The 23,605-nt window shown below is 39.2% G+C and carries 20 protein-coding genes; 6 read left to right on the top strand and 14 right to left on the bottom strand.

All coding sequences use genetic code 11. From position 1 onward, the window contains the following. The first annotated feature begins 283 nt into the window (after positions 1–283). Both LRQ06_RS17920 and LRQ06_RS17915 read left to right on the top strand, forming a co-directional pair. Positions 284–1,084 (top strand): Cof-type HAD-IIB family hydrolase, encoded by an 801-nt coding sequence (locus tag LRQ06_RS17920; protein WP_232768408.1) that lies wholly within the window; start codon positions 284–286, stop codon positions 1,082–1,084. A gap of 240 nt (positions 1,085–1,324) precedes the next feature. Next, positions 1,325–2,281 carry an SLAC1 anion channel family protein gene (locus tag LRQ06_RS17915; protein ID WP_232768407.1) on the top strand — a complete coding sequence of 319 codons (957 nt, stop codon included), beginning with the start codon at positions 1,325–1,327 and terminating at the stop codon, positions 2,279–2,281. 21 nt (positions 2,282–2,302) lie between these two features. Here LRQ06_RS17915 and LRQ06_RS17910 read toward each other — a convergent pair whose 3' ends face one another. The 6 genes from LRQ06_RS17910 to LRQ06_RS17885 form a co-directional block, all read right to left on the bottom strand. Continuing rightward, positions 2,303–3,154 (bottom strand): NAD(+)--dinitrogen-reductase ADP-D-ribosyltransferase, encoded by an 852-nt coding sequence (locus LRQ06_RS17910; protein ID WP_232768406.1) that lies wholly within the window; start codon positions 3,152–3,154, stop codon positions 2,303–2,305. An 18-nt stretch (positions 3,155–3,172) separates the two neighbouring features. Next, positions 3,173–4,090, bottom strand: a complete 918-nt coding sequence (locus tag LRQ06_RS17905) for an ADP-ribosylglycohydrolase family protein (protein WP_232768405.1) — start codon at positions 4,088–4,090, stop codon at positions 3,173–3,175. Between the two features lie 30 nt (positions 4,091–4,120). Next, positions 4,121–5,512 carry a sigma-54 interaction domain-containing protein gene (locus LRQ06_RS17900; RefSeq protein WP_232768404.1) on the bottom strand — a complete coding sequence of 464 codons (1,392 nt, stop codon included), beginning with the start codon at positions 5,510–5,512 and terminating at the stop codon, positions 4,121–4,123. 613 nt (positions 5,513–6,125) lie between these two features. Then, positions 6,126–7,082 carry a diguanylate cyclase domain-containing protein gene (locus tag LRQ06_RS17895; RefSeq protein ID WP_232768403.1) on the bottom strand — a complete coding sequence of 319 codons (957 nt, stop codon included), beginning with the start codon at positions 7,080–7,082 and terminating at the stop codon, positions 6,126–6,128. Positions 7,083–7,219: 137 nt separating this feature from the next. Then, a complete protein-coding gene (locus LRQ06_RS17890; protein ID WP_232768402.1) occupies positions 7,220–7,687 on the bottom strand; it encodes a hypothetical protein in 468 nt (155 codons plus the stop codon). Between the two features lie 296 nt (positions 7,688–7,983). Continuing rightward, complete coding sequence (locus LRQ06_RS17885; protein ID WP_232768401.1) at positions 7,984–8,442, bottom strand: hypothetical protein; 459 nt, start codon at positions 8,440–8,442, stop codon at positions 7,984–7,986. Between the two features lie 461 nt (positions 8,443–8,903). Between LRQ06_RS17885 and LRQ06_RS17880 the strand changes: the two genes are divergently transcribed. From LRQ06_RS17880 to LRQ06_RS17870, 3 genes are all read left to right on the top strand, one after another. Next, positions 8,904–10,229: an MFS transporter gene (locus tag LRQ06_RS17880; protein WP_232768400.1), complete on the top strand. Its 1,326-nt coding sequence runs from the start codon at positions 8,904–8,906 to the stop codon at positions 10,227–10,229. Positions 10,230–10,374: 145 nt separating this feature from the next. Beyond that, complete coding sequence (nadE, locus tag LRQ06_RS17875; RefSeq protein ID WP_232768399.1) at positions 10,375–12,465, top strand: NAD(+) synthase; 2,091 nt, start codon at positions 10,375–10,377, stop codon at positions 12,463–12,465. Between the two features lie 277 nt (positions 12,466–12,742). Next, positions 12,743–13,222, top strand: coding sequence for a hypothetical protein (locus tag LRQ06_RS17870; protein ID WP_232768398.1), 480 nt, complete (start codon positions 12,743–12,745; stop codon positions 13,220–13,222). A 49-nt stretch (positions 13,223–13,271) separates the two neighbouring features. Here LRQ06_RS17870 and xylA read toward each other — a convergent pair whose 3' ends face one another. The 5 genes from xylA to LRQ06_RS17845 all read right to left on the bottom strand — a co-directional run bounded on the left by xylA (position 13,272) and on the right by LRQ06_RS17845 (position 20,242). Then, positions 13,272–14,591: a xylose isomerase gene (gene xylA, locus LRQ06_RS17865; RefSeq protein WP_232768397.1), complete on the bottom strand. Its 1,320-nt coding sequence runs from the start codon at positions 14,589–14,591 to the stop codon at positions 13,272–13,274. A 293-nt stretch (positions 14,592–14,884) separates the two neighbouring features. Next, positions 14,885–16,060, bottom strand: a complete 1,176-nt coding sequence (locus LRQ06_RS17860; RefSeq protein WP_232768396.1) for a sugar ABC transporter permease — start codon at positions 16,058–16,060, stop codon at positions 14,885–14,887. Then, complete coding sequence (locus tag LRQ06_RS17855) at positions 16,057–17,580, bottom strand: xylose ABC transporter ATP-binding protein (protein ID WP_232768395.1); 1,524 nt, start codon at positions 17,578–17,580, stop codon at positions 16,057–16,059. Before LRQ06_RS17855 ends, LRQ06_RS17860 begins: the two co-directional genes overlap by 4 nt. 55 nt (positions 17,581–17,635) lie before the next feature. Then, positions 17,636–18,628 (bottom strand): D-xylose ABC transporter substrate-binding protein, encoded by a 993-nt coding sequence (gene xylF, locus LRQ06_RS17850; protein ID WP_232768394.1) that lies wholly within the window; start codon positions 18,626–18,628, stop codon positions 17,636–17,638. 420 nt (positions 18,629–19,048) lie between these two features. Next, positions 19,049–20,242, bottom strand: coding sequence for a XylR family transcriptional regulator (locus LRQ06_RS17845; RefSeq protein ID WP_232768393.1), 1,194 nt, complete (start codon positions 20,240–20,242; stop codon positions 19,049–19,051). A 196-nt stretch (positions 20,243–20,438) separates the two neighbouring features. Between LRQ06_RS17845 and xylB the strand changes: the two genes are divergently transcribed. After that, positions 20,439–21,893, top strand: coding sequence for a xylulokinase (xylB, locus tag LRQ06_RS17840; RefSeq protein WP_232768392.1), 1,455 nt, complete (start codon positions 20,439–20,441; stop codon positions 21,891–21,893). A 65-nt stretch (positions 21,894–21,958) separates the two neighbouring features. On the opposite strand, the gene LRQ06_RS17835 is transcribed toward xylB, so the two are convergent. From LRQ06_RS17835 to LRQ06_RS17830, 3 genes are all read right to left on the bottom strand, one after another. Beyond that, on the bottom strand, positions 21,959–22,213 hold the full coding sequence (locus LRQ06_RS17835) for a DUF1127 domain-containing protein (RefSeq protein ID WP_232768391.1): 255 nt from the start codon (positions 22,211–22,213) through the stop codon (positions 21,959–21,961). A gap of 112 nt (positions 22,214–22,325) precedes the next feature. After that, positions 22,326–22,460, bottom strand: coding sequence for a hypothetical protein (locus LRQ06_RS21075; RefSeq protein ID WP_257794119.1), 135 nt, complete (start codon positions 22,458–22,460; stop codon positions 22,326–22,328). A gap of 236 nt (positions 22,461–22,696) precedes the next feature. Continuing rightward, on the bottom strand, positions 22,697–23,578 hold the full coding sequence (locus LRQ06_RS17830; protein WP_232768390.1) for a LysR family transcriptional regulator: 882 nt from the start codon (positions 23,576–23,578) through the stop codon (positions 22,697–22,699). Positions 23,579–23,605 lie beyond the last annotated feature (27 nt).

Raw genomic sequence — 23,605 nt, 5'->3', positions numbered from 1 at the left:
ATGTGGCAAACTCAGATGCCATCTGTATAGACAATGGGGCAGAGAAAACACGTTAAGTAAAAAGTATTGTCCAAAAAAGCGACAACGTCACAACAAAAAACACCTAATCAAAACTTAATCAGTTCCACATGTTGATCTTGTGATAATTCTATTTCAGGATAAATATTCATACTTGGTTAGTCCTTTTCAGTCATTCTTATTTACAGGGTTGCATCCTGATCTATGAGAATCGTATACTGCCTTTAAAGAATACTGTACTCGTTTTTCATTCTACAGGATTACTATGTCAAATTTAGACATCAAGTTTATCGCTACTGATATGGATGGCACACTTCTCAACGAACAAGGTGAACTGCCCTCTCGTTTCTTTGAAATTTTTAACCAGTTAAAACAAAAAAATATTTTATTTTCTGCAGCCTCTGGGAGGCAATATTACAGTTTGATTGAGACTTTTGAACCAGTTAAGGACGATATCGTTTTTATTGCTGAAAACGGTACTCTGGTTATGCACAAAGGAATGGAATTATACAGTTGTACTATTCCGGAAGAAGATATTCCGGATTTGATATCCAGAGCCAGAAATATTCCGGACTCTTACATTGTTCTTTGCGGAATTAAGTCGGCTTATATTGAAACCCAGCATCCGAAAGCATTGAAAGAATTGGGTAAGTATTATTACCGCTGTGAGTATGTCGATGACTTACTGTCAGTTAAAGACGATTTTATTAAAATTGCGATATGCCATTTCGGGGGTACCGAGGACAATGTATACCCAGTGATCAATGAACATTTCGGCTCAACCCATAAAGTTGTTGTCAGTGCAAGGATATGGCTGGATATTATGAATATTTCGGCGTCTAAGGGTGATGCAGTTCGCCAGCTACAAGATCGGTTGGGGTTTTCATATGAACAAACCATGAGCTTTGGCGATTATCTGAATGATACTGAATTACTGGAAGAAAGTTATTATTCATTTGCAATGGCAAATGCGCATGACAAAATTAAAGAACTGGCCCGGTTTCAGGCCCCCAGTAATCAGGATGAAGGGGTTATTACAACAATTATTGAAAAAGTTTTAGATTAAATTGTCCTCCCTACCCCAAAACAGAAGAGAATATGAGTAATGGCTCATAGTCTCTTTATGTGTCAGAAAGCCCTTACTTCACAGAAGAACTGAATATTACCAACATTTTTCGTTTGCCAAAATTGATGAGATATAAATTCAAACTATCTTTATGTTGGATTATTGTCTATCTAGTTGTCATATGCTACCAACAAATATAATATATAAGAATTTGCTAATATATGAATTTTGGAGTACAGAATGAATGACACCACTTTATTGACACAAAACTCAAGGTTGTCAAATTTTCCGATATCGTTCTATGCCATTGTCATGGGATTGACAGGCCTGGCAATCAGTTACCGGGCGGCAGATTTCAATGAAATAAGCCGGATAATAACCATGCTTAGTTCTTTCATATTTCTGCTTGTTACCGGCTTTTATGCTACTAAAGTTTTGCTTTACCGGGCTAAAGTACTTGAAGAAATTAAGCATCCGGTAAGAATCAATTTTTTTCCAGCATTTTCAATAAGCCTGCTCCTATTATCAATAGCATGGCAACATATTCCTCTTATCAGCGGAATCTTATGGCATGTTGGTGCCATTGTTCATATTAGTCTGACTCTTTTTGTTATGAGCAGTTGGATTCATCATACGCACTACCGTCTTGAACATGCGAACCCAAGCTGGTTTATCCCCGTCGTAGGTAACATTATCGTTCCAATAAATGGGGTGAGTTTAGGGTATATTGAAATAAGTTGGTTTTTCTTTAGCATCGGAATTGTATTCTGGCTGATTCTACTTACTATCATTCTGTACCGTTTATTCTTTCATGAATCCCTTCCGGCCCGTTTAACACCGATGTTGTTTATTTTATTGGCACCACCATCTGTTGGTTTTGTTTCGTATACGATTCTGACTGGAGGAATAGATACTTTTAGCCGGATTATCTATTATGTAGGATTATTTCTGGCCATTCTTTTAATGAGTAATTTAATCCGTTTTACCCGTATACCTTTTTTTATTTCTTCATGGGCTTATTCTTTCCCATGTGCAGCTCTGACGATTGCTACATTTAAATTCAGTCACCTTACTCATTCAGGTGGAATGGCTACATTTGGTAATATTCTGTTATTACTTATTTCTTTGTTATTTATCTGGTTAATAATGAAAACTATAAAAGCAATAATACGCGGTTTGATTTGCCAACCAGAATAAATCAGAGTTACCGAAGGGCTTTTAGTACTTCATTTTATTCACAGTATAAAGCCCCCCTATTACGACATATTCATTTTCTCCGCTCAGTGCATCGGGTAAAAGAGATTGATAACAGGCAATTTTTGTAAGCGGAACATTGACTTCATACACGCTTGAACCAAATAAAAGCGCAGATTCAGGGTTTGACGTAAAGGAGGACAGGTTATTAAATAGTGTTACTTGCTTATCGTCTATTCCAAAATTCTCTGAGTCATCAGTGCATCCACGATATAAGGTAATATGTTGCTCAGATGGAAAAGTGAATTTTAGTTCTTGTTGACAAAAGTAATACAGTAAATCAAGCTGCTCATAAAGCTCATTAGTATTATGCGTGGCCTGCTGACAGCGTTGACGGAACTCCCAATAGGCTTCATTGCCACAATCAACTGACGAACCGTTGTAAAAATTTGTGAGCAATCCGAAACGGGATTCAACCCACCCCCGCCATGCAGCTCCTTGTTGATTATCTGAATCAAATAGCCACCCCAGAATCAAACGCCGGTAATGAACTTTAGGCCGGAGATTTTTGAGTCCATCAGACTCAATACGCATCCGAATTCGGGTTTCGTCCGATAAGCAAAATCGGTTGTCCATAAACTCAGTAAACATATCAAAACGCTGATTTGTTGATGTTATTTTACTCAAATCATCAAAAAATTTACTGTACCAGAGCGGAATACCATCGAGACTGACAGGAATAGGATGGTGTTGATATTCTATTGACCCAAACAACCAGGATGGAACATTGATTCGGTTCAGCGGCACTGTGATTTTTCGTAACAACGATTTCTCTTTTGTATTTGGTGCATAATTAAAGTTGTCTGAATGTATCATCAGTCACTTCTCCGAATTTTACATAGATCCGGAAGCCAGATATAAACTATCTGCAACCTTAACTATTTCATCATGCTGAAACAATGCATCCAGCCAATCCTGACGAATACCGCTGTAACCATAATATGCTCCTGCCATTTGTCCGGCGATCGCAGCAGTAGTATCTGCATCATTTCCTAAATTCGCAGCTGCAAGTACACACGATTCGTATGAATCAGTATAAATAAAACACCATAAAGCAGATTCCAGACTATCCACAACAAAACCACTACCTGTCAAATCCTGATACCTCTTATTCAAAAAATGCCCGGACTTGATAGATATAAACTCCTGGGTTTCCGGCTGATAATCCAGAGTCATAAAAACGGTCTTCTTTTCACCATGAAGCAATTCAACCAAATAGGAAGAAAGATAGCGGCATGCATCAACACATAATGCAGAACGATGTGTTGTTTTGGAACTTTCACCACCATAGAAAATAGCTTCCCGCGGTTTTTGCTGGTAAAAAATCGGAATAGGGGCCAAACGCATAATCGAACCATTACCTGAGCACCATCCTGCTTTAGAGCCTGATAATGGGTCGCCTGTTTTCTGGTAACGTCTTAATGCTGATGACACGGAAGCACCGACATCAAAGCATATATTCAGGCTACTCATGTAACCGGAATCCATCCAGGCACAATACCGTTCAATTTGATCTTTAAGATTAAATGCTTGGTGTTCTGTTAAGCTATGAGCAAGACACAAGGCCATGGACGTGTCGTCAGTCCAATATCCTTTTTTAAGACAAAACTGCCCTCCACCAATCATATCAGTTAAAGGCTTGAAAGTACCTCTTGGTCTAAATTCTACCGGGGCTCCAACAGCATCACCGACCGCAAGTCCAACCAGGCAGCCCAGAGATCGGTCTCGGTCAGAGGAAATATCTGTAGTCATAATCACTCCATTGATTATTTTCTGATAAGATCAATTTCCGTCAGAAACCGGATTAGTTTTTTTATTTCTTCCATTCTGGACAGGAAAAGGAATCTTTAAAGTTTTCATTTTCCTGTATAACGTTGTTTTATGAATACCCAATTCTTTTGCCGTTGCGGAACGATTAAATTGATTTCTTTGCAATGCAGATTCAATGGACATTTTTTCTGCTGATTCACGAATCAATAGTATGTTCTTTTTTTCTGAAGAAACACAATTTCCGAGCAGTTCAGGAGGTAAATGACAAAGACCGATTTCAGCATCTGGACATATAACAAAGGCTCTCTCAATAATATTTTCCAGTTCACGAACATTTCCTGGCCAGTGATACTGCATCATGACAGAGGCAGCCTCAGAATGAATACCGTGTATTTCCTTCCCCTGTACTCGGTTAAAGTTCTGAATAAATTGGTCTGCTAATAACAGAATATCCTCCTTACGTTCACGTAATGGCGGCAATTTCAGATCAACAATGTGGATTCGGTAAAAAAGATCCTGCCGGAATTCACCGTTTTGAACCATAGAAGGTAAGTCCCGGTGAGTTGCGGCAATGATTCTGGCATGGCTGATTTCGGATTGAACAGCCCCAAGCGGTTCATAGGAATGCTCTTGCAATACTCTTAGCAGACGAACTTGTAGCGCCGGGCTTATTTCACCGATTTCATCCAAAAATAACGTGCCTTCATTCGCCAGAGCAAAACGTCCCGGTTTATCTTTATTCGCACCGGTAAATGCGCCTTTTTTGTACCCGAATAATTCTGATTCCAATAAAGAGTCTGGCAACGCTCCACAATTAATAGCTACAAATGGTTTATCTGCCCGGGGACCACTTTCATGAATAGAACGGGCTAATAGCTCTTTTCCGGTTCCTGTTTCCCCCTGGATCAAAATCGTACTGTTACTGGAAGCTACAACTGGTATAAGATCCAACAAGCTTTTCATCACAGGACTATGACTGGAGAAACGGCCAATCTGATGATGATCTTTTAATGCATTTCTCAGTGCTTCAATTTCACTCAGGTCCCGAAACGTTTCAGCGCCACCGATCATATTTCCCTTGTTATTTCTTAAAACAGCGGTAGAAACTGATACCGGTATTTTCTCTCCATCGGCATCTATGATAAAACAGGTCCGGTTAACGCTTGGTGTCTTAGACTCAAGTGTATGCCTCAAAGCACAATTGCCTTCACAGAGGCTTGACTTAAACACCTCAGAGCATAACCTTCCTAGAGCTTCCTCTTTCTTAATACCTGTTATGTCCTCAGCAGCCCGGTTAAAGAAAGTGATTTTCCAGTTTTTATCAACAGTAAATACACCATCTGAGATACTTTCTAATACGGATTCTGCAAAGCCGGGGAAATGCCCCACTGATTCTTGAACCATTATATTTATCCAGTCTTTTCATTTCGCTGACTAGACCTATTAGGTCATTAGTCTCAAAAAATGCTTACCCTGATGTTTAGACTCTTTTCCATTGTAAAGAACAATTATGTCATTTGCCAATAATGACTGCACTAATGATTTTCTTTCAGCTTATTTTTCTTTCATTCAGGCTGTATAGTTGTTTTACATTTATGTTATGTGGCTATTATTTATGGAAGATAAGACATGGTAAATACAGAAGATGACTTTTATAAAGGACTTAAAGATTGCTCAAAAATAGAGTAAAAATCATAAAAGTGAGTAATGAAACTTATGAATATAGTTTTGTAAATTTATAAAATTATGGGCAAAAGAATAATTTGACATGCATCACAAAAAACCATCCTGTGACACGATAAAGTCTCTCTCGAAATAAATGTCATATTCTTTGTTAGTCAAAGATTCAAGAGGTATTGTTAATGATTCCAACAATACTAATTACTTGAGTTTTATTTCTTGACCTATTTTCGTAGTTGTTTTAGTTGGATAATAGAGAGGCAAATCCCCTAATTAACGTTTCTCTGTTCAACTCATTATCAAGACCCCACCGAATTTCGGATTGGGGTTTCTTTTTTTAGGCGTTCACCGCTATACAGTTTTGTCCATTCTGCTCACATAGATACAACGCTAAATCCGCATCTTTCATAAGTTTACTTTCTTCCAGATTCCAGCTCGTCGGAATCATACTCGAAAGGCCTATACTGGTTGTAACATATTTACCTATTTTTGACCCGACATGCTCAATGTTTAGCTCACGAACGCCTGATAATACATCGTTTGCAACTTTGATAGCGCCATCTAAATCTGTAAATGGTAACAAGCAGGCAAATTCGTCATCATTATAATGACTGCAGACATCAGAAGGCCTTCTGGCCCTTTTATGTAAAAGATCACCAATTTTTTTTAAGCACTTTTGAGCATTGTCTTTTCCGTATTGGCGGCAGTATTCCTGATAATAATCAATATTCAACTTTAATAATGAAATGGGCCTATGTTCTCTCATACACAATCGCCAGTTAGCATTGAGAAAGTCATCAAACTTATTCTTATTATATAAGCCGGTTGCTGTATCGATGATTGTTGTTGAATTGATATAATCAGTCTGAAGCTTAAATGCAACATGAGAACGAATACGAGCTTGGAGACAAAGAGGATTAATGGGAGGAAAAATAATATCTGCAGCCCCACTCTGGTAGCCTTTTTCAATAACACTCTCTGTGCTCTTCCGGTTCATAATACCATCTGTTGCTTTACGCGAAATCAGTACAACCGGAATATGATGAGTACTTTCATCATCAGTTAGAGTATGACATATATGATAGCTATCAATATCAGGCATATTAACATCTAATAATATTACATCCGGGGATTGCTCTCTGGCTCTGACCATCGCATCCATACCTGATGAGGCGTAAATAATCCGATAGTTTCTTCCAAAAACACGACTTAAATAGGAAATGTTTTCCTTTTTACTATCAATAACCAGCAGAACTGCTTTACCATCATAATTCCAATTTTCGATATTGCTCATACATTCATATTCCATGACCAATGCGAATATTAATTATTGTTATCTAGTACAATTTATAATTAATTTTCTGTCTAAGTTACTATGCCCCTTTGTCTTTATCTTATGATAGGCAGTAATCTACTTGAACCTTTTTGACCTCAATGCTCAATGGCATACAAGGCATCCGTTTTTTTCTCAACGCAGTCTAATGTTTGAGGATCAATTCCATGGATACAAAAAGAAAACGCTTCTAATCCGCTGGCTCCATACCCTTTATAAAGACTTTTATAGACAGAAAAGTTCCCCTCAACATACATACAATTGATAATGAAAATAGGCCTTTCAGGTTGATCATAATTCGGATAGGTTTTGATTTCGGCTACACGGGCAATAATTCCATAGTAATCGAGTAAATCACCTACCCTGAACTCAGATAACATCCGTTTTGTCCGATGATACTTATCGGTAACATTTTTATTACCTAATTGAGTAAAGTCCCGTTTTTCCAGATATGGTTCATCGGGTACATCATGTTTCTTCGAAATAAATTCTGAAAAATGGTGTATAGGTGAAAATTCAGATATACGTGTTTTAATTAAGCCCAGACGTTGTTTTAAGTTTTCCATTTGTCACTTCTCAAATGTATTTTAATTAAAATTATACTTATACATATTTATGTATAGACCATCTGAGTCAATATGCCTATGTCAATGCCGTCATATGTCGAATTCACATCTAAAATTGCGCTAAAACATATCTGGCGTCTTGATTTGAACTTCTTTTGCAGAAAATTGCATTTTTCTTCTGATAGGATCACTCTATGGCGAGAACAAAACACTAAAGAAATTAATAAAAATGAATCCAGAAGCGATTCAGTCTTCGTACAACATCTGAATCGCTGTAAAAATTATGGTACCTGAAACTAAGCAAGTACAATTTTGATTCTTAATGCGCTGATAAAAGACTCAAAATCTTCATAGTATCTTGCCGTGTTAAACGGAATTTCAACTTCCATTTTTCCATAAGAACTGGTTGAAATTTTTAACGTACCGGCTAACAAACATGCATCCAACTCAATACTGGTAATTTTACTAAATGGAATATGCTGTATTTTATATCCCATAATATTATCCGAAATTTCAATAAAACCTTCTTCCACAATTATGAGACCATAAGACGTTAGTACTAAGAGTTTGGCTGCTGAATAAACCGGAGACTCGATTCTTTCACGCAGATATTCCCGATCTAAAAAAACCAGATCTTCGATCTCTTCATCCGGAAGTAATGAGGTTTCCTTTCTCAGGATTTGCTTAAAGATACTTGGAACCTCAAAATCAGTATCGAGAACCCTTGAAATTTTGTTATTTATGTCACCCATCATTCACCCTCCTGCTATTTTGTCCAAATTATATGCATTTGTTCAATAATTCTCCATAATACATAAATCACTTCCATAACAGGATCACATAAGTCGGTCATTTGAATGATGACTTTGCGACACGGATATTTTATATCTTTGTTACTCCTTTCTTATGTATCTATATTTGAACACTCAATCGTTTTGTGAAAGTACTGAAGTACCTAACATGAATCAACGTCGGAAATAAGATAAAAACAAAGACTCATTCAGATCCATCAACAAAAAGAGAACTGATTAAAAACCCAACAAACAGGGCTAAATATTTATTTTATTTTTGGTTTATCTCTTCTAAGCCCTTGCTACAAACTAAATAATCTGTACCATAATTTTTACTTCTCATCTGCCAAATTCCAAAATATTCTCTCGTATAAAAGCTGCATTACGATCAAGGTGTATTCATGATATTTAATGACGGAGTTCCAATGCCGCAGCGCATAGGATCAATCGTAACTATTGCTCTTGGTATATCGGTTGCCGTTCTGGATGGCACTATCGCCAATGTGGCACTTCCCAGCATAGCTGACGATCTACAAATCAGTGCGGGCGCTTCTATCTGGATCGTCAACAGCTATCAGTTAGTTGTTACTATGACTTTACTGTCTCTGTCCTCCCTTGGTGATATTGTCGGATACCGGCGAATTTATCAGACAGGGCTGCTTGTATTTTCCTGTATGTCATTACTGTGTGCTTTATCCGGATCTCTTCTGACTTTGACCATTGCCAGAGTACTTCAGGGTATTGGGGCATCAGCATTAATGAGCGTAAACACTGCTCTTATCCGGCTTATTTTTCCAAAAGCAAAACTGGGAAGAGGCATGGCTCTGAATGCAATTGTAGTAGCCATTTCTGCTGCGGCCGGTCCAACCATTGCCGGCGTGATTTTATCTTTTGCATCCTGGCAATGGCTATTTGCTATTAATATTCCGATAGGTATTACTTCGTTATACCTATCATTCAGATATCTTCCAAATAACGACTCAAAAAATACCCACTGTTTTGATGGTATGAGTGCAATATTAAATGCGTTAACTTTTGGACTATTTTTTATTGCCATTACCGGTTTTTCACACAATCAATTTATTGGATATGTTTTATCAGAACTACTTTTGGCTTTGATCATTGGCTATTTTTTTGTTCGCCGACAATTGAAAAATCCATTTCCATTGTTACCGATTGATTTGCTGAGAATTCCTATTTTTTCCTTGTCGATATGTACTTCTATTTGCTCATTTTGCGCTCAAACTCTGGCTATGGTATCCATTCCTTTTTACTTTCAGCGAACATTAGGATTAAGTGAGACTGAGACCGGCTTGTTATTAACACCATGGCCTATTGCCACGATATTATTTGCTCCATTGTCAGGAAGGCTTGTCGAAAAGATTCATGCTGGAATTCTTGGTGCCATCGGTATGCTTATCTTTTCAGCAGGTCTGTACTCTCTGGCTTTGCTCTCTGGAACACCAACATATTTGAACATCTCTTTGTGTATGATGATTTGCGGCGCAGGATTCGGTCTGTTTCAGTCCCCAAATAATCAAACGATAATGAGTTCTGCCCCTAGGAACAGAAGTGGTGGTGCCAGCGGAATGCTGGGAACGGCAAGATTAATAGGACAAACCTCCGGGGCAACAATCGTTGCACTATTATTTAATTCTTATGCCGTGGAAGGAACTCATGTTTCGTTAATGTCGGCAGGCGCTTTGGCTTTAATTGCCTGTTTTATCAGCGGATTGAGGTGGAAAGCATAAGAATTAAATCGTTTATAAATTTCTTTCAGACGCAAAAACACGAAAAAAGTTTAAAAAGTAGTACTGTTCCGGCGATTAAAAAATTAGAATCGGTTTTGATTCATTATGAAAACAGCCATTTATATATGATTTATGAGATAGAAAGATGAAAACAATGAAAGTCAGTACTGCCAGTCTCAATCAAACGGCAGGCGAATTTGAAAAAAATATCAAAAATATAATAGATGCTGCTGTCAAAGCAAAACACGATGGAGCCAGTTTTCTTCTGACTCCTGAATTGTCGCTCACCGGCTATGGACTGGAAGACAATTTCAGTTATATGAGCATTATTGATTCAGCCCTATCTAAACTATTCAAACTGGCTTTACAACTTCCCAAAGGGATTGCTGTCTCTGTCGGGCTTCCTTACCTTTATAGCGGAAAACTTTTTAATGGCACGGCGATACTTCTTGATGGCAACATTTGCGGAATCACATTCAAGAAAAATTTAGCCTCTAATGGAATCCATTACGAACAACGTTGGTTTACGCCCTGGAACCAGACAGACGTATTTCAACATACATTTACAGCGAACGGGAAAGAAGTCACGATTCCTATCGGTACTCCGATTTTTGATATTGACGGATTTCTGATGGGGATCGAAGTCTGTGAAGACAGTTGGGTAGCAAAACGCATCGCTTCACATTATTTTGACTTTGGAGTCGATATTATCGTTAATCCAAGTGCCAGTCATTTTGCTATTTCGAAATTTGAAACCCGTAAGCAGATAATCCAGGAATCAAGCCGTACCTATGGTGTGAATTACTTGTTCGCAAATCTCAATGGGGTCGATTCGGGGCGGGCGGTATACGATGGTGGCTGTATCATCGCTAGTTCCGGTCAAATCATCAATCAAGGTCCAAGATTTCACCATACCCCCTGCGAAGTAATTACATCCGTTATTCGTAATAATAACAGCAGGATGAGAAAGACCATTACCAGCCAGCGCTATTCAGAGACTCAACATAATTTGAATGGTTATATCGTAAAGGTAAACACAAATAATAACACTCAGCCTCATCACAATGATTCCAAAACGTTTCTTAGTCGGCTGGCAGACACTCATTGCGAAAGAAACGTTATTTCTGCATGGGAAAACAGTCCGTATCTTGAGCATGAAGAAGCGACAAGAGCTATTGCGTTGGGTCTTCGTGACTGGTCTCAGAAAACTCACACAAATGGATATACCCTCTCACTGAGTGGTGGAGCCGACTCCGGATTGGTAGGGACTCTTTGTAATCTTGCCGTTAAGCTGGAGCTGAATGAGTTTCGAACTAAACAGTTATCAATAAAAAACAGCTACTTTATGCGTTTTATTGGTGATGACATCATTGATGTAGACAATACCGATCTGGATGTTCTTGAAAAGTCCATCATGGAAAACTTTCTGGAAACAGCCTATCAACCAAGTGCTAATAGTGGCAATGTGACGTTCACCGCAGCAACAAAACTGGCAGAGTATATTGGTTCTACCCATTTTAATTTTCCAATTAAAAACGTAGTAGAACAATATGAGAAAGTCCTTGGAGAAGAAACCGGAACAGAGTTTAACTGGGAAGACCACGATATTTTCCGCCAAAATATTCAGGCCAGGACAAGATCCCCCATGATTTGGGGAGCAACAAACCTGAAGAACAGTCTGTTATTAACAACCAGCAACCTTTCTGAAGCAAGTCTCGGTTATGCAACTCAGGATGGCGATACATCCGGCGTACTCGCACCTATTTCCGGCGTGACCAAATCCAGAATTTTGAAAATACTTTCCTGGATGGAAAAGAAAGGTATTGATATTACCTACGATGATACCAGTCATTATGTAAAATATAGTGCTCTTAGTTACATCAATAGCCAAAAACCGACGGCAGAGCTTCGCCCGGAAGAACAGCAGGATGAAGATGATCTGATGCCTTACGCTATGTTGGACCGCATTCTGATGCTGCAGTTGCAGAAAAACCTCAGTCCGTTGGAGATATTTGAGGTCATTGCGATAGAAGACAAAGAGTATACCCCTGAATTTGTAGCTAAATGTGTTGTAAAATACTTTACCATGTTCATTAGAAACCAGTGGAAACGGGACCGTCAGGCGCCATCTTTCCATATTGAAATAAATTCTCTTGACCCAAAAACAGACCGCAGAATGCCATTACTTGGCAATCCATATCAGGAGGACGTAGCCTACCTGAAAAGTTTGTTTTAATTACTTTTAAGTCCACACATTATGACCGTGTTTATTTGGCGCGGTCATCTTATCGAAAGCAATGCAACCATGAGCATTTTCAATACTGAGCAATATCTCATTTTTATCTGCCCATGCCATTAAAATGCCATATTTGTTTGTTTTTTTGTTTTTTGCCCCCACAAATAGTGTTTAGATAAATCACTAAATTCTGACATATCGCAATATATAAACGATGCTGTCAATGTAACGTATCTATAATTATTTTGAAGTACCAAATAAAAGGTTGGGATAATTGATGTCCGATATAACGACAAATGTAACGAATACTGAAAGCATGGTTCAGACCGTGCTAAACACACTAAACTCCGGCTGGGGCTACTCCATTGGCGGAATTCTTCTCGTCGTCGCAACAGGTTATTGGGGCATAAAAAAACTGAATACGCCTCGTTTTGTGATTATGCAAATTCGCAGACGCAATCTCAAAGAGATGAAAAAACTGGGTACTGAAAATACCGAAGCGACTGACGATCTCGATCGTTTACTCAGTTCCGTTGAACGTTATGCCACACAACAAGGCATGTCCGGAACGGCGATGTCTAAATTACTGGAACCTTTAAAAGAAGCCAAAAATGGCGCCAATTTTTACCAGTCAATGTCATACATCGCAAAAAATATTGGTGATAATGGGTTGGCAAATACTTTGTCGAAAAAATCCAAACAGGTAAAAACCAGTTCCAATCTGATGGCGGGGTTACTTAAACGCGCGAAAGTGTAAACGAAAAACGGGTCTCCCACTCATGCCGGGAGACCCATATCGCTATCCGTTATTTAAAAATATACTGATTAACAAGGTTTTCCAGATATTCCTGCTTACCGGATTCTCTTGTCGGATTCACATTCTTCTCAACAGCGTAGTTCGCAATAGATTCTAAATTGTATTCTCCAGCCAGAATTTTTTTACCGAAAGTATCACTCCAACCCGCATAGCGTTGGGCAATATTTTTCGATAAGACGTCATCTTCAATCATGGCAGCGGCTTTTTTAAGAGCCAGAGCCATCGTATCCATTCCGCCGATATGACCGTAGAATAAGTCTTCAGGGTCAATGGATGGACGGCGTAATTTAGCGTCGAAGTTCAATCCTCCGGTTGTAAACCCACCGGCTTTCAGAATTTCATACATCACTAACGTATTTTCTTCAACACTGTTAGGGAACTGGTCTGTATCCCATCCCAGTTGAGGATCGCCACGGTTCGCATCAACCGAACCAAAGATACCCAAAGACGTTGCGGTCGCAATTTCATGATGGAAGCTGTGTCCGGCCAATGTAGCGTGGTTAGCCTCGATGTTGACCTTGATTTCATTTTCTAAACCAAACTGTTTTAAGAAACCGTACACGGATGCGGTATCATAATCATACTGATGCTTAGTGGGTTCTTGTGGTTTGGGTTCAATTAAGATGGCTCCTTTGAAACCGATTTTGTGTTTGTGCTCAACCACCATCTGCATTAAACGTCCTAATTGGGCTCGTTCCTGACGTAAATCGGTATTCAGTAACGTTTCATAACCTTCACGTCCACCCCATAAAACATAGTTTTCACCACCCAGTCGTTTGGTTGCATTCATGGCGTTAAAGATTTGTGTTGCAGCATAAGCAAACACTTCCGGATCTGGGTTAGTCCCTGCGCCAGCCATGTATCTTGGATTAGAGAAAGCGTTGGCTGTACCCCACAGCAGTTTAACACCGGTCTCATTTTGCTTACGCTCAAGAATGTCGACCATGTGTGAAAAATTGCTGACGTATTCTCTGATGCTATTGCCCTCTGGTGTAACGTCAGTATCATGAAAACAGTAATAGGGATTGCCTAATTTGCTAAAGAATTCGAAGGCAACATCCGCTTTCATCTGAGCCAGTTCCATTTCGTTTCCAGCCCCTTGCCAGGGTCGATTAAAAGTCCCCAAGCCGAACATATCGCCACCAGGCCATACCAGATTATGCCAGTAACACGCAGCAAACCGTAAATGATCTTTCATTGATTTACCCAGCACCATTTCGTCTGCATCATAATGATGAAACGCAAGTGGATTCTGACTTTCTGTACCTTCAAATTTAATTTTGTCTACGTTAGTAAAAAATTCAGTCATTGTTTTTCTCTCATTCAGATTTATCAGAAATTTAGTACTTACAATCGGTTTATTACTTTTCCTAATAAAATAACTTCTGTTGTTATTTTATTTTTTATTGTTAACAACCAGAAAACAATTATGTTTTTTTACATATTAATGTCTTTATTTATTAACTGGAAAAAATACACAATTATTTCCCACAACGTTTTACTAAATTATTAATAAATTAGGTTTTATAAATAGTTTCTGTTGTGAGTATTTTATATTTCAATACAATACCCGCCTGATAATTACTTCTCCAGCGCACACGATTAACGCTGTTGTTTCATTGCACTGTCCATCCAAACGGCTAAGAGCAGAACGCCCCCTTTAACGATATATTGCCAGAATGTCGGAACATCCATCATACTCATCCCATTATCAAGAGACGCCATGATAAACGCACCAATCACAGCACCAAACACGGTACCGACCCCTCCGGCCATACTGGTTCCGCCTATAACACAGGCCGCAATCGCATCAAGCTCAGCGATATTACCGGCTGACGGGGAACCTGCGCCCAGCCTGGAGCTCAAAATCAACCCGGCAACCGCCACTAAAAAACCATTCATTGCATAAACTAATAATTTAGTCCGCTCGACATTAATACCTGATAAGCGGCTGGCTTCTATATTTCCGCCAATAGCATAAATACGGCGACCAAAGCGGGTTTTCGTTGCAATAAAGGTTCCGACCAGAATAAAAAAGGTTAACAACAATACAGGAGTTGGAACACCACGATATTCATTAAGAATGAATATCACCACTAATACCGCTAAAGCAATAATGGTATTTCTAATTAATGAACTCTGCATACTTGGTACGGATAATTCATATTTTTTCCGCATGGCATTACGTTTTTTCTGCCAACCGAAATACACAGAAAGACAGGCAAGGCCAATAATCAGACTCACGATATTAGGCAAATAACTTTGACCGATGAACTCCATTCCTTCAGAAATCGGAGCGACAGTTGTACCGTTGGTAATACCTATCAAAATACCTCGGAAAGCTAAATACCCAGCTAACGTAACGATAAAAGAAGGGACTTTTCGGTACGCGACCCACCATCCATTCCAAACACCCAGGACAAGCCCGGCAATCAACGTAATGACGATGGTCATAAATAAGGGCAACCCAAACCAGACATCCAGTATTGCCGCTATCCCACCAAGTAGTCCCATGAGGGAACCAACGGAAAGGTCAATTTCCCCGCTGATAATGACAAATACCATACCAATCGCTAAGATTCCGGTAATCGCCGTTTGTCTAAATAAGTTTGAAATATTTCGTGGCGTCAGGTAACTCCATTCCGTCATAAAACTGAAGAAAATCATAATGAAAATAAGAGCGATAACCATCACCAGAAGCTGTAAGTTGCCACCTTTCAGCTTATCGAACAATGAACTACTGTTTGTTTTGCTTAAATCACCGGGTTGCTCAATCATGCTGCGACTCCTTCTGATAATGCGCAATCCATAATAATTTCCTGAGTCAGGTTTTCGTTAATTAAATTTCCTTTTATGACACCTTCATGCATAACAAGAACGCGGTCACTAATACCGAGTACTTCGGGTAACTCAGAGGAAATCAGAATGATGCTGATATCATTTTTAACCAGTTGAAATATTAATTTATAAATTTCGTATTTAGCGCCGACATCAATCCCCCGGGTAGGCTCATCCAAAATTAAAATGCTGGGATTTACCATGAGAAACCGGGCTAAAATAGCTTTTTGCTGATTACCACCCGATAGGTTTTTGATGGCAATTTCCGTATTAGGGGTTTTCACTTTAAGCTGATTCACACTATTTGCTATTGAGTTTGCTTCTAACGTGTCATTCAGCACACCAGACGAGCCAAACTCATCTAAGGCGGCTAATGAAATGTTTTCACCGACAGACATGATGGGAATGATGCCATTACGCTTACGGTCTTCCGGTACCATTGCGATGCCGACATCCAGAGCATCTTTACTGCTCAGGATATTGAGCGTTTTTCCATTCAGATAATAGTTACCCTGATAACGGCCAAGATAGCTGCCATAGAGGCATTCCATCAATTCGGTCCGACCAGCGCCCACCAAGCCGGAAACCCCGAGAATTTCGCCCCGGTGTAATTCAAAACTCGCATTTTTTACTTTAGGAATGGCCGAATTAGATTTGTCCCAGGCACAGACATTTTCAACCTTCAGAACCACATCGCCAATGTCGTGGGGTTCTCTGGGAAATAGCTGTTTCATTTCCCGGCCAACCATCATGGTGATGATATCGTCTGTCGTCATGTCTTCAGCCGGACGGGTCCCGATATGTACCCCATCCCTGATAACGCAGATATAATCCGATATTTCTTTTACTTCCCCAAGTTTATGAGAAATATAGATGCAGCTAACACCAGACTCGCGCAATTCTTTGACTAAATTCAACAGAATCTCGGTTTCAGATTCCGTCAGAGGGGCTGTCGGTTCATCAAGAACCAGCAACTTCGTATTTTTTGACATGGCTTTGGCAATTTCTACTAATTGCTGCTGCCCCACGCCCAAATCCCCAACTTTTGTTTCAGGAGAAACAGATAAGTTCACTTTCTGTAATAAGATCTTAGATTCGTAATGCATGAGTTCATAATCTAAAACACCATGCTTGCTAATTTCAGAGCCAAGGAAAAGATTTTCAAGAATACTCAATTCTTTTACTAACGTTAATTCCTGATGGATGATAGCAATGCCCAGACTTTCGGTATCGGTAATATTTTGAGGCTGAATAGATTTACCTTCAAAAATAATCTCACCTTCGTAATCGCCATGTGGATAAATACCACACAGTACTTTCATTAGTGTTGATTTTCCCGAACCATTTTCACCACACAGTGATAAAATTTTCCCTTTTTCTAAGCTGATACTAATATCATCAAGCGCTTTAACCGGGCCAAAGCATTTCGTGATATTATTCATTTTTAATAAATAAGTCATAATAATCACTCCTAACGAAAAAGAGCGTTAAGAAAAGTCTTAACGCTTTTATTTTCTATTGATAAATTTCTTTTTCGGAGTGAAATCCATCAGCAACAACGGTTGTTTTAATGTTTTTGGCATCAACAACAATTGGATCCAATAACCAGGCTGGTACGTCTTTCATTCCATTATTGATTGAAGAGTTCTGAGCGGGTTTTTCACCTTTACCCAGTTCAACAGCAATTTCTGCAGCACGATTGGCAATAGAAGGAATGGGTTTGTAAACGGTCATTGTCTGCGTGCCATGAACGATACGACGTAATGCCGCAAGGTCAGCATCCTGCCCTGAAATATCAACTTTTCCAGCTAGTCCCTGAGCTTCAAGTGCCTGAATAGCACCGCCGGCTGTTGAATCATTAGAAGCAACAACAACATCAATGTTGTTATTATTCGCAGTCAGTGCATTTTCCATAATTTTCAGTGCATTTTCAGCTAACCAATAATTAACCCATTGATCACCGACAATTTTAATATCACCTGAATCAATTTTAGGTTGCAGAATTTCCATCTGACCTTTACGGAAAAGTTTGGCGTTGTTATCAGTTGGTGCCCCACCCATAAGGAAGTAGTTACCTTTAGGCTTTGCTTTCAACATAGCTTCCGCCTGCATTTCACCAACTCGTTCATTATCAAATGAGATATAGAAGTCCAGATCGGCATCAGTAATTAAGCGATCATAAGCAAGAACTTTAATGCCTTCACGTTTGGCATCTTTAATCACATTGGATAAAACACCACCATTTGTCGGAATAATAACCAGTACGTCAACACCACGGGCTATCATATTTTCGACTTGAGAAATTTGTGTTTGTTCATTGCCATTAGCGGATTGAACATACACTTTTGCTCCCAAATCCTCTGCTTTATGAACAAAAATATCTCTGTCTTTTTGCCACCTTTCCAAGCGTAAATCATCGATGACCATCCCGATCTTTAATGTCTTTGCAAAGACTGGAGTACTGATACTAATAAGAACGGAACATACAAGAATTATCAGTTTTTTCATTATATTTTCCTTTGTAGTACATTATATTTAATATTTATGTAGGGTATATTCAGTATCCATTGATACTGAGCAATTTAATCTTATAGACAAAGAACAAATAAAACCATTTCTCTTATTTTATTTACCTTTTACGTTTTCTGTTATTTTTTATTAATCGTGATCAACCTTGGATATTTTAAAAACAAGAAAACCTCAAAAAAGAAGAAATGATAAATTTTATTTTTTAATCAATAACTTATTTCAATGAAACACTATCTTAGATGATTAGCATTAATAGCAATAGTGAGATCAAGAACACATCAAATAAAAAATAACCTACTATACCCATACATATTAAAGTGACAACAATTGTTAATTTTTAAAATAAAATAAGAATTAAAAAATATTATTGATTCATGTAAATATGATAGTGTTTTTATATCAGACTTTTTCTTCGGGAGAATCCCTATATTCTTTGGGAGTTTTATTAAATGACTTCTTAAATACCGAATACATATATTGAATAGATGGATATCCGCAGGTTTCGGATATTTCAGCAATAGGAAGGTCCGTGCTGGATAGCAGATTACGGGCACGATCTAACTTTGCCTTATGTATTTCGAAATGAATAGAATGGTCCCGCTCTTCTTTAAACCGGCTTTCAAGATTGGAACGGGATATTCCCACGTGAGTTAATACCTGCTCGACTTTAATTCCCTTACAGGCATTATTTCGAATGTAGTGTAATGCCTGAACAACATACGGATCATGTAATGTTTGATAATCAGAGCTCTGTCTTTCAAACACCTGGCTTGGTGGGACAAGAATCCGGCTGTTTTCAATACGGGGATTTTCCTCTCCTTTTGCTTTTTTCATCAGCAACCGATGAAGCATTTTGGCTGCATTATAACCCATTGTCTTGCATCCCTGAGCAACAGAACTTAACGACACTCTTGTCAGATACCGGGTCATCTCTTCGTTATCTATACCGACAACCGCAATCCTGTCTGGAACCATAAGACCCAAATGTTCGCAGGTTTGCAAAAGATGCCGGGCTCTCGCGTCAGTAACAGCAATAATTCCAATTGGCGTTGGTAATCGTTGAATCCAGTCAGACAGGCGATTCATGTCATATTGCCAACTAAGTGCATTCGTCTCATTCCCCCGATAAACCGAATAGAAATAGTTTTCCTGAGAAACTAAATCGATAAAAGCCCGTTCCCTTTGGTTAGCCCAGCGTTGCCATGAATCATCAGGAATACCATAAAAAGCGAATTGCTCAAGTCCTTTCTCTTTCAAATGTTGAAAGGCCATTTCGACAATTTTGTAATTGTCTGTAGCAACATAAGGAACATCCGGATAATCTTCATCATCTGTATACGAGCCTCCTACCCCGACAACAGGGATATTTGAATCTTTCAGAAGTTCAATAATTTGTGGATTATCAAAATCAGCGATAACACCGTCACCGTTCCAGGAGCGAAAATGCTCAACATTCGTTGTAAAATCATCTTCAATAAAAATATTCCAATGGCATTGGGATGCTTGAAGATATTCTCCGATACCTTCCATAACCTGTCGGTCATAAACCTTATTCGCATTAAATAACAGTGATATTTGATAATGTTTATCCATTGGCAACCATCATTTCTATCAATTAGAGAGATGAGTCTACCAGCAGAATTCATTTCTCTATGTGATCTATAACTCAGTCAATAAATCTCTGAATTAGAATAACAAAAAACATAATTGTAGACCGTCCGTAAAGGAATACACTCATTGGTATTCTTATGCATTCTATTTGCAGTGAATCCTCACCTAGGAGATGACTATGTTTATTGGGATCGATTTAGGCACATCTGGCGTAAAGACAATATTAATGTCCGAAACCGGAGACATTCTGGCCTCAACCACAACTGAAATATCGGTATCCAGACCTCACCCACTCTGGTCTGAACAAGCTCCGGATGACTGGTGGGCAGCTACGTTAACGTCACTAAAGGCGCTTTCCGAACAACATCATCTCAATCAGGTGAAAGCCATTGGCCTGTCGGGACAGATGCATGGTGTTACATTGCTCGATAGCCAGCATCAGGTTATTAGACCAGCCATACTCTGGAATGACGGTCGTTGTGAAGCAGAATGCCATGAACTGGAAAAACTCGTACCGGAAAGCCGCGATATAACAGGAAACCTGATGATGCCGGGTTTTAGTGCACCTAAACTAAAATGGCTGGCCAAAAATGAACCGGAATGTTTTTCCCGAATAGATAAAGTTCTGCTACCTAAGGACTACCTGAGATATCTGCTGACCGGAGAATTCGCAACTGATCTATCAGATGCAGCAGGTACCATGTGGCTGGATGTTAAGGCGAGAGACTGGAGTGATGAACTGCTAAATGCCTGTGAATTATCGCGTTCTCATATGCCAGCGTTGTATGAAGGTAATGAAATAACCGGGACCCTAAAACCTATGCTGGCAAAACAGTTCGGTATGGACGAGGTTCCGGTTGTCGCCGGTGGCGGCGATAACGCTGCCGGAGCCATTGGTGTCGGAATCATCAAACCGGGACAAGCCATGATTTCCCTTGGTACCTCCGGAGTCTATTTTTCAGTCAGCAAACAGTTTATCAGTAACCCCGATTCGGCTCTCCATTCCTTTTGTCATGCATTACCTGGGACCTGGCATACCATGTCAGTCATCTTGAGTGCCGCATCCTGCCTGAATTGGGTAGCGGAACTTACCGGATATGACACAGTCTCCTCAATGATGGACGATGTTGAAAGGAATGCACCAGAAACCAATGTGATTTTTCTACCATATTTATCAGGAGAAAGAACCCCTCACAATAATCCTAATGCCAAGGGAGTATTCTTCGGTATGACGCATGATACCTCTAAGTTAACCCTTGCTCAGGCAGTACTGGAAGGTGTTGGTTTTGCATTAGCCGATGGTCTTGATGCTTTACATGAAACCGGAGAAAAACCAGACCAGATAACTCTGATTGGTGGCGGAGCGAAAAGCTCGTACTGGCGACAATTACTCACTAATATATTCAACCTTGATTTGGTTTATCGTCGTGGCGGAGATGTGGGACCGGCGTTAGGTGCAGCCAGACTGGCTCAGCTTGGAGTTTTGGGTTCGGGTGCAATGATTGAAGATGTATGCCCTCTTCCCGAAATAATCGAATCCCATAAACCTGATATTGCGCAGCACAAAAAACTGTCAGTGAAAAGAGAAACATTCAGGATGTTATACAAGCAGCTTTTGCCTGTTTATTCATAATATTTCGATTAAAAACAAAGCGACTCCCAGTTATATAACATGACAAAACGGGAGCCGCTGTCTGGTTACGTTGGTATCCTCAGAGAAAATTTCTGACGAATTTTTGCAACTTTTGATGCTGATTTTACACTAACATCCGTCTGATCTCTGTTTATTGGACGGCCATCTGATTCCAGACCTATATCACGAAGCAAATGCGGATTATCCCAGGGAATATCATGCGCCGACCGTTTAATTTTTCGTTCCAACGCTCGTTCTTCCCGATAAATATCAGCACGAATAAGCCAGACGGCAAGTCGGATATAAATTGAATGTTTCATGGTACTCTCCTTAGTAAAATAATAATGTTTACTGGGAGAAATGGCAGATTAAACAGAGAAAGGTCCAGTCAAGCTGCCAGTTCCGCAGCTTAACATGAGCATACGGATCAACTTAATCTCGGCGTTTCGATGCATTATCAATCAACATGTCAAGCGCTGGATAATCAGACTTCATGCTGAAATTACACATAGAAATAAGATCGGAAAGAGACGCAAAATTAGATGAATTAATACGTTGAATATTCATATTACGTCTCCTCTAAGTTAATCCGTGATGGTGACGAAACTCTCGTTTCGTTATTTTTATACTAAAGAATAATGCCTTAAAATCAACCAATTCCAGACACTAATAATAAATAAGCAGAATTGTTCTAAAATAAACATTTGTCTATCTTTAGAGCAGTATTATTCACTAAATTAATCGGTAAACTAATGACTATAGTTTTAGCACCATTATGGTAACTATACTTAAAAGGTTTTATTTCATATCAGTTCATCATCAAGAATGGCATCAGATAAGGCTTGCACACATACATCGTATTTCTCCAGTGAGCTTCTTATACAATACAACGAGGTCATTCGTTCTGTTTCATTCGAATATTCAATTCTCTGTAACTCACCGCTTTCAAGATACGGTCTGATTTCACTCTCCGGCAACCAACCAATACCAAGTTGATTAATAACCGCTTCTATGGCGGAATTAACGGAAGTAAAATACCAAGTCTCTCCGTATCGTTTATTTTGACGGTTTGCTCTTTGATTCTCTTTATCCACTATTTGTATTGTTGGGTAGCGGTATAAACGGCTTGCTCTGAGTTTTTCCTGAATCGAAAAAATTTCATGATTCTGGTGCGCTACCAAAATAAACCGCAGGGTAATTGTCAGAACTTTAGGGTGTTTATCCTGTTCTGGAACACTGACAACATACAAATCCCCCATTCCCTGTTCAATCTGTAAAAGCCCTTCATCGCGTACAATCTCTTTTACATGTACCTGAGTATATGGATACAACTGGTTAAAATGTTTCAACGCATTAAACAAACGCTGTTTGGGAAATAAGCTATCCACAACCAGACTGATTGATTCCCTGGAATTTTCCGTCAAAGCTTTCGCCTGAGATTCAAGATCCTGCCATTCAGCAAGTAAAATGGAGGCCTGCTCCAGAAGAGAAGCACCAGCGTTAGTTAATGTCAGTTTTCTCCCCTTGAGTTCAAGCAAATCTATACCAAGTCGTTTTTGTAACTGATTGATTTGATAACTGACAGAAGGCTGGCTTCTACAGTGTTTTTCAGCAGCTTTTGCAATACTGCCGGTTTCAATAATGGATTCCAGCAGCATCCATTGTTCGAGTGTACTTAAAAACATATAAAATTTCTTGAGCCTTTATATTCA

The organism is Vibrio salinus, assembly GCF_021272385.1.
Taxonomy (GTDB): Bacteria; Pseudomonadota; Gammaproteobacteria; order Enterobacterales; family Vibrionaceae; genus Vibrio; species Vibrio salinus.
The sequence above is the reverse complement of the archived record's forward strand: the minus strand, read 5'-3'. Positions and strand labels throughout refer to the sequence as shown.